This window comes from Paenibacillus sp. Marseille-Q9583, from assembly GCF_976954365.1.
Genome location: NZ_CDRJTB010000125.1, coordinates 1 through 6,641, shown reverse-complemented (window position 1 = coordinate 6,641; position 6,641 = coordinate 1). Strand labels below are relative to the sequence as shown.

Sequence of the window (6,641 nt, the reverse complement as noted above, 5' to 3'; positions counted from 1 at the left end):
TTCTTCAGTAAGGAGGTAGTTATGAAAAAAATTAGCATCATTTCAATTTCACTGATAATTCTATTGATTTTAGTTTTTGTATTAGTCAAACCGACGCAAGAGATTGTTAGCGTTAGTCTTGTGTCCGAAACAACGGAAATCACTTACACTGACAGTGAAAGCATTCGCATCTTCGAAGACGCTATAAGAACTGTTAAAAAAGTACGCGGGGCTGTAGATGTGGGTCCACCATCCTATCGAATGACTGTTACTTACGCTGATTCTGGAGTTGTCAATTTCAGCCTTTATATGGATCTTAAAGCCAAAAATGGATTTCTGATTAAAAATAGTAATAGCGAAAAGATGCTGGATTTAAAAGATAAGAATGCGGTAGAGATAGCTGATCTTTTAAGTAAAGAAAAGTGAGAATAATATTTGAGACATTCTAAAAAGGTCTTAAAAGATTATAGTTTTAGAAACTCAATCTATAAAATTATTTTTCTGTTGTAAATTGCAGTTTATTGATGAAAAACTGTAAATGTGGTAAATATATTATGTTATGATTAATCAAATTTTCTCTTGTCGTTAGTGATTCGACAGAGTTGGAGTTGTACTGGGACAAACCTAGTTCATAAACATTAGGGCTTATTTTGCCATGGAGACGATAGACACCTGTTTGATGTCTATCGTCTCCATGCTTTTTTGTACCCATTGGGGGAGATAAAGCGGATATGGTTGATATTAGTCGAGCAGCTGAGTAAGTACTATGATGAAGTTTTATCAATGTATCGGGTAGGGTAGATATTGTCGCGACGGCGCTTGTAGCCTTCACGATTATCATATTCGCAAAGAAAAAATCAAGCTTGTCCATATGCGTGTCGATGGAGATTTAGAAGGTACGACTAATAGACAATTTTTTGATTGGCAGCAGACTGATGTATATCTTCAGTACTTAAGCGAAAAACTTGATCTTCCCTTAATTGTTATATGGGGTTAATTAAGTTTAGAAGAGAGAATTCGGGACCGTAAAATGTTTCCAGACTCTAACTGCTGTTTCTGCACTTCTTATATGAAAAGAGACGTTTATGCGTATTGAATTCGTCAATTCGATAATTGCAAGATCCTATTATTGACCGGTGACGATCTTAAGAATCTAAGGAACGATCTAAGAAACCTGTTTTCATGCTTCATTCAGCACATGCGACGAACAAAAAGAATCGCACCGGTCCGTCAGCTGATAGAGTCCAAGTGGAGACTATTCTTTTATTCGCTGGTATTGCAGTGATTATGTGCGCCTTGTATGTAGTGATTAAACTTCTTGCCTTAGCAAAGGACTACGATTAACATGAAGTTATTCCAAATAAATACAATCATCGCCAATTGATCTTAGTTCGGTAAATTGTGAAGGGGGTTAGGTATGTATATCTATACATCTTCTTTAACACAGTTCCAAGGATTAGAGCCAATTGACTCATCACTCGAGCTATTCCTTAATCAGCATTTAGATCGTTATGATAAGTTGGAGCCTCACATCCATGCTTTTGTATCGGAAGAGAAAAGAACAGATAGAATTATGAGTGAAGTAGCGCTGCTAAGACAAACCTATCATGAGCTCCCAAAACCATCATTATACGGAGTTCCAGTAGGAGTTAAAGATCTAATTCATATAGACGGCTTGCCCACTCGTGCCGGTTCAAAACTTCCTCCACAGGAATTAACACGTTCAGAAGGTAGTTTTATTAAAAAGCTGCGGCAAAAAGGAGTATGGTTCACAGGCAAAACGGTGACCGAAGAGTTCGCATATGCCGGGCATCTCCCAACTCGTAATCCTCATCATTTGGATCATACACCAGGCGGCTCTAGTGCAGGATCTGCTGCGGCAGTTGCAACTGGCATGTGCCCATTTGCGATAGGTACACAAAGTTTGCGTTCTGTTATGGCACCTGCTTCTTTCTGTGGTGTTGTTGGATTTAAACCAAGCTATGGACGTATCCCTTTAGATGGGGTTCAATTGATGTCCCCTTCATTTGATACGATGGGATTTTTCACACAGGATATGGTTAGCATGGAGCGGATCTCTTCAGAACTCATCTCGGAATGGAGGCCTTTCGAATCTAACCGTAAACCCGTGCTTGGTATTCCAGAAGGGGGATTCATGACTTTATTGGAAGAGGACGCTAAACATACTTTTTGGAGCCAGATTAAGAAGTTGGAAGAGGCGGGCTTCATCATAAAAACGGTTAAGATGCCATGGGAAGATAGTTTCATCTATGGGGATGCAATGTTGAGATTAGTACAAGGGGAAATGGCTCAAGTGCATGCCGTACGATTTGAAAAATATAAAGATTACTATGGTTCGGCGATGCGTGCTGGTATTGAATCAGGTCAAACCATCAATGAGGAAGAACTGGAGCGATATCGTAGAGGACAAATCAAATTGAGATATGATTTACTGGATGTTCAAAAGACAGAGGGGGTTGATATTTGGGTATCACCCGCTCAAGCAGGAACTGCTCCATTGTGGGGAACACGGACAGGATGGGCTGGAATGACGGCCGTATGGTCATATGCAGGAGCGCCAACCCTTAGTATTCCTTCAGCCACTATTCAGAACATGCCTATAGGATTTCAATGTATCGGGGCTTACGGGCAGGATGAAGAGCTTATATATTGGAGTAGGCTTGTATCACTAGCGCTTGGGTGAGCCTATTTGGGCTACAGATGGGGCATGTTCGAGGTTAGATAATAGAGTGGGTCTTCAATACAATTGAAGATCTACTTTTTTTGTATGAAGTGAGAGTTTTTCTGTTAGGGATCGTCTATAGAGTATCGTGCTTCAAGGAGGCTTAAGGGTGAAGGGACATGTACCGAAAGTTGAAAAAGAGGAAGAAAGGCAATGGATCCTGAACGTTCTGGATGGTCATAAGGAAGACTATTCGTATCTTGTGAATCGATATAAGAATAAAATCTATGGCCTATTGAGAGGAATGGGGGCCGATCATCAAGACGCGCAAGACATCACTCAGGAGACTTTTATAAAAGCTTATCGTAAGCTAGCCTCACATGATTTGGATAAGAATTTTGCGGCGTGGCTATATGCTATCGCGACTAATTTACTGAAGGATATGTGGAAAAAAGACCGACCAACAGCGAGTTTGCCGGATGACAATGCCGAACATTCTCTCTCTGATAATCCAGAAGAAGAATTAATGCGATCGGAGCATCGAACAGAGCTGCTTCACCTGATGCAGAAGCTCCCATCTAATTATCGAACGGCTTTACTGCTTCGTTATACCAATGATTTAAGCTATGAAGAAATGTGTATGGTTCTAGATGTTCCATTAAGCAAGATTCAAAACGATTTATACCGGGCTAAACAGCGTTTGAAGCAGCTAATTACACACCAGGAGGTGAAGAGCGATGAAGTGCTTAAGTCCATTTGAGATCGAGCAATACATCCTAAGTAGACCTGCCTCCCTACCTTTTGAAAAAGTTGATCATATCGCTGCTTGTGCCCATTGCAATTTAATCTATCATACACTATTAGAAGAACAAGAGGAGTGGTCGCAAGCGTTGTTTGAAGAGAAGCTGCCAGATTCTTTTACTGCTCAAGTTATGGCTTCAATAGAATTCGTAGAACCAGAGAATGTAACGGTACCTGACAGGAAGCGAAAGAATCCGAAGATACTTAAGTCACTGAGATTAGCCATGGGAGCGGCATTGTTATTGATTGTTCTGAGTGCTGTGATTTTGTATTCCGTACCTTCGTTAGCGGAGACTTTACGTTCTCTTTTTGTAAAAAAAAATATGGACATAGGCCTTCTTCGAGCACAAGAATTTGGGTTGGTAGAACATCCTAATATTAAGGTGAAGGATAAAGGCTACACAATAAAAATAGATGAAGCAGTGGCAGATCCTACACGGGTAATTATTGCATTACAATTGTTTGGCCCAAATGGAAAACATGACAGAAAACGGTTGGTTTTTGCTGATGGAAACCGTATTCAAGTAAAAGATGATCAAGCAAAGGTTGTAGGGGAATTATACGATATGGGATTTACCGATGATTTTTACTATATGATCGTTAATTTCTCGGAGCCACTACAAACCAATCAAATTACGATCGAAGGTCATATTACAGAATTGGGAAGTAAACGAAAGAACATTCCTACTCTTAAAGGAGATTGGAATTTCAATTTTTCGATGGATATGACTGAAGCGAATAAACAAACGACTTCAACTCCACTGATGGGGAGCTACACCTCTCCGGATGGTTTAACAGTGACCTTGAAAAGATTAACGCATATGGTACAAGGTGTCCGTTTTGAATTTGATACGCAGTTAATTGAAGAGGCATTGAGTCGTTCTCCTGGTGAACTATGGAAGCAGCAAGGGATGAAGTTCCATTTTGAGAATAGCGCGGGAGAAGAGATTCAGAGTGTCAATCCTAGAAAATCTCCGAGTAAGAGTTTCGTAATGTCAAGTTCTTCAATTCCAGGTGATAAGCCTGGACAAATGCATTGGAGCTATACGTTTCCAACTTTACCACAGGATACACCATATACTTTCGTGTTCGATGGATATTTTGTTCCTGAGAAGGATGGTTCGAGCGTGCAATTTGAGCCTTCCAAGTTGAAGGAACATCCGATTCCCTTTGCATTTGATGGGGATGAGTTGTTGTTAAATGACTTTACAGTGGAATCACCGCCTAATACCAATGGATCAACAACGGAGGGTTCATTACATTTTAGCGGAAGATTGAGAAATGAATTTATGAACAGTGAGTGGATATTTAAGGACGTTGAGGGTAAAGAGTATCCCCTCTCAGGACGAGGAGCTTCTTCTACTGATGGGTCCGGATGGAAAGATGGTTATATTGTAATCGTTGAATCGCAGTCGAATAACAAAAAGAATTTTTTTGAGTTCCGTGCTGCTGGCCTTACCAAGATCCCTGATCAGCTTCAATTAATACGCACGATAGTCAACCGATTGTACACCAATGTAGATTGGTCCGTTCCTATCATGGAAGCTAGCAAAAAGCAGTAAAATCAATCATTTACCTTCCGGTTTGTACAAGCAGACAGGAGCTCTGTCGCATTTCATATACTATCACAAAGGAAAAGAGGTGGTAGTTTATGACTGCTACAGAGAAGAGAAAAATTCAAAGAGCTTTGAATGCTTTGCGTAAGCAAAGAGTAATTCTGAAAGAAAGACTTAAAAGAATTGATGCAGTTCTTTGCAGGTTGCCTATTGGCAGCCGTGAAAGGTTTGAAGTATTGGCAGCAAGAGAGTCAATCGTAGAAGCACTTCGCCTAAATGCTATTGCTATACGAAATTTAAAAGACATTACTTGTGCTTGTTAATTCGTTGAACTTCTGAACCTTCTGATCCTTGTATCAACGATCAAAGTAAAGCTTTTTCTGTCACATTAGGAGGATACTGTTTTTCTTTCTTATTGATCTGACGGGTAACGATAGCTCAATAAACACGATAAGGCAGCCGGTCAGTCAATGTGATCGGCTGCCTTTATTCAACAAACGGGCAGGATAGTTGAAGTTCAAACGCGGGAAAACGTATCATAAATAGGGTTTAACCCCTAAGATGACTCTTAGTTTTTTTATATGACTTAATACAACAATATTTACAAATTCATGATACGATATTGCTAAATCGGGAAATAGATGCTCCATATGTAAGATAGAATTAATTATTGATGGAACTGTTGAAGATGATTCATAACAAAATGATTGATGATCAACCAAGGACGTTTACTGAAACTATTATGATTCTGTAGAATGGGGGCCACTATATGTCATTAGTTAATGAAAAAGAAGAGTGTTTACTTATCGAGACATTAAAATCGCATATACCAAATGTAGAGGAATTACTGAATCCAGCAGTTGAGGAATCAGAAATAAACCTTTTTGAGAGCATGATGAACTGCAAATTTCCAGAAGATTTCAGAAAGTTATACATGAATTCTAATGGAGAAGGAGAGCAGATTTTTGGCGTTATGGCTGGTCTTGGTTGGATGAACATTGAATCGATAGTAAGCAACTGGAAGTCCCTTTTGGAATCAGCATACGATATTATATCCAGCAAACCAGATTTAATAAGAGATGGGAACTACAGAGAAGGCTGGATTCCTTTTGCCGAAGATGGTGGAGGCTCATATTTGGCAATTGATTTAGACCCCGGAGATAAGGGCGTTTATGGGCAAATTATAACGATAGATCACAATTCTAGTTTTTCATATGTTATTGCGGAAAGTTTGGGACATTTCTTTGAATTTATCGATTCGAGCCTCAGAAATAGTAGTATTGGTATTCGTGAAGAAGATGATGTAATCATATTATCCCGTGAAAGTGGAAGTTTGTTGGATGATATTTTGGCTTTGACTAAAATGGATATCGAAGAGAACAGCCTTATCCCTGTAAGCGGATTTTGGGAAGAGTATTTTAAAGACGATGTTGAGAGTGGTTTTGTATCTTCAAAAACATTGAAAAAAAAGAGAATGGTATTTATTAGAGCTGATCAAGCTCAAAAATACGGAGCAATATCTTTGGATATTTTAACCCATATGGTTAATCTTAAAGAACTTATTATACATGCGGATGAAATTACTAATTTCGATGTACTTAAACGGTTGCCTTCTTTAGCAG

At 39.3% G+C, this 6,641-nt stretch carries 6 protein-coding genes; all 6 read left to right on the top strand.

Features of this window, described 5'->3' with window-relative positions:
- On the top strand, positions 1-405 hold a 405-nt coding region (locus tag ACWNM1_RS29855), incomplete at its 5' end, for a hypothetical protein (protein ID WP_449603822.1).
- A gap of 991 nt (positions 406-1,396) precedes the next feature.
- The gene (locus ACWNM1_RS29850; RefSeq protein WP_449603821.1) at positions 1,397-2,683 is read left to right on the top strand and encodes an amidase; all 1,287 of its coding nucleotides are present in this window, start codon (positions 1,397-1,399) and stop codon (positions 2,681-2,683) included.
- 148 nt (positions 2,684-2,831) lie between these two features.
- Entirely contained in the window at positions 2,832-3,422 is a 591-nt protein-coding gene (locus tag ACWNM1_RS29845; RefSeq protein WP_449603820.1) for an RNA polymerase sigma factor, read from the top strand.
- The gene (locus tag ACWNM1_RS29840; RefSeq protein WP_449603819.1) at positions 3,400-5,025 is read left to right on the top strand and encodes a DUF4179 domain-containing protein; all 1,626 of its coding nucleotides are present in this window, start codon (positions 3,400-3,402) and stop codon (positions 5,023-5,025) included. Before ACWNM1_RS29845 ends, ACWNM1_RS29840 begins: the two co-directional genes overlap by 23 nt.
- Before the next feature lie 89 nt (positions 5,026-5,114).
- Complete coding sequence (locus tag ACWNM1_RS29835; protein WP_449603818.1) at positions 5,115-5,342, top strand: hypothetical protein; 228 nt, start codon at positions 5,115-5,117, stop codon at positions 5,340-5,342.
- Between the two features lie 446 nt (positions 5,343-5,788).
- The coding region (locus ACWNM1_RS29830) for an SMI1/KNR4 family protein (RefSeq protein WP_449603817.1) at positions 5,789-6,641 on the top strand (853 nt) is incomplete at its 3' end.

Coding starts and splice junctions, on each gene's coding strand:
- ACWNM1_RS29850 (WP_449603821.1), top strand. CDS start 1,397: ATGTATATCTATACATCTTCTTTAACACAGTTCCAAGGATTAGAGCCA.
- ACWNM1_RS29840 (WP_449603819.1), top strand. CDS start 3,400: ATGAAGTGCTTAAGTCCATTTGAGATCGAGCAATACATCCTAAGTAGA.
- ACWNM1_RS29835 (WP_449603818.1), top strand. CDS start 5,115: ATGACTGCTACAGAGAAGAGAAAAATTCAAAGAGCTTTGAATGCTTTG.